The organism is Janthinobacterium sp. GW458P (genome assembly GCF_002127585.1).
Taxonomy (GTDB): Bacteria; Pseudomonadota; Gammaproteobacteria; order Burkholderiales; family Burkholderiaceae_D; genus Janthinobacterium.
In genome coordinates this window covers 1-1,045 of the sequence record NZ_NEGZ01000146.1, presented here as the reverse complement: position 1 = coordinate 1,045, position 1,045 = coordinate 1, and the positions used below count along the sequence as shown (strand labels likewise).

The 1,045-nt window shown below is 72.1% G+C and carries 1 protein-coding gene and 1 pseudogene; both read right to left on the bottom strand.

The genetic code is table 11. The features are described 5' to 3' along the window. Positions 1-239, bottom strand: a pseudogene (locus CBW50_RS28470) (hypothetical protein); the annotation flags it as partial. Further along, a complete protein-coding gene (locus CBW50_RS28465; RefSeq protein ID WP_086148573.1) occupies positions 236-877 on the bottom strand; it encodes a hypothetical protein in 642 nt (213 codons plus the stop codon). The pseudogene CBW50_RS28470 and the gene CBW50_RS28465, both read right to left, overlap by 4 nt. Positions 878-1,045: the final 168 nt, after the last annotated feature.

Sequence of the window (1,045 nt, the reverse complement as noted above, 5' to 3'; positions counted from 1 at the left end):
CCGATGGCCGCCAGCATCGCCGCGTTGACGGCCGCGTGCCGGCGCCCGTCCGCTGGCACGGCGCCGTTGGCCAGGCCGATGACCTGGCCGCACAGGGCGGGATCGCTGCGTATCTGCTCGGCCAGTTCATCGAGCGGCGCCTGCTGCTGGCACATGGCCGCCAGCCGCTGGCGCCGCCATTCGGGCGAGGGCAGGACGGCGCCGCCCCGCAGCAGCGCCAGGTCGATGCGCGCGCTCATGACAGGCTCCCCATGTCGCTGCGGTCGTCCGCTTCGGCCGCGCTGGTCTGCAGGGCCGTGACGGCCTGGGACAGCGCGTCGAGCGCCATCAGCAGGTCGGCGTGCAGGCGGCGCTGGGCGGCGATATCATTGGAAAACCCCGCATGCACGGCTTGCCGCGCCAGCGCCTGCAAGGGCATCAGGCCCATGGCATGGCTGCCGTCGAGAATTTCCTGCGCCAGGATGCGGGCCGGGGCTGCGCGTTCGCAGCGCAGCGCATGGGCGATGCCGGCCAGGCGGTCGCGCGTTTCGGACACGAACAGGGCCAGGATCTCGCCCTGCAGGCGCCGGTCGTGGCCGAACATGGCGTCCAGGCGGGCCTGCTCGAAGGGCGGTGCGGCGCGTTCCTGCGGCTCCAGCGGCAACGCGGGCGCTTCCTGCGCCCTGGCCGGGGCGGCGGTCTTGCGCGTCTGCAGTAGTTGATGCAGATCAACATGTGCCTGCGTGGCGTCCGGCGCGCGGCTGGCCTGGCGCCAGCGGATGCGGCGCCAGAGCAGGGCGGCCAGCACGAGCGCCAGGCCAGCCATGGCCAGGGCCGGCCGCATCAGCGAAAGGTCTTCGCAGCGTATGAAGGGATAAGTGAGAAAAAGGGCGTTCATGGCGGTGCTCCGGTGCGGTGTATGCCAGTGGTCGTGCGTCATTCGTGCAATCGATGGTTCAGAAAACTTCCCAGTCGCCGTCGTCGGCGGCGGCCGTGCTCCTGGCCGGGGCCGCGCCGCGCGTGACCACCAGCTTGAGCGGCGCCGCCTTGCGCGCTGCGGGCGGCC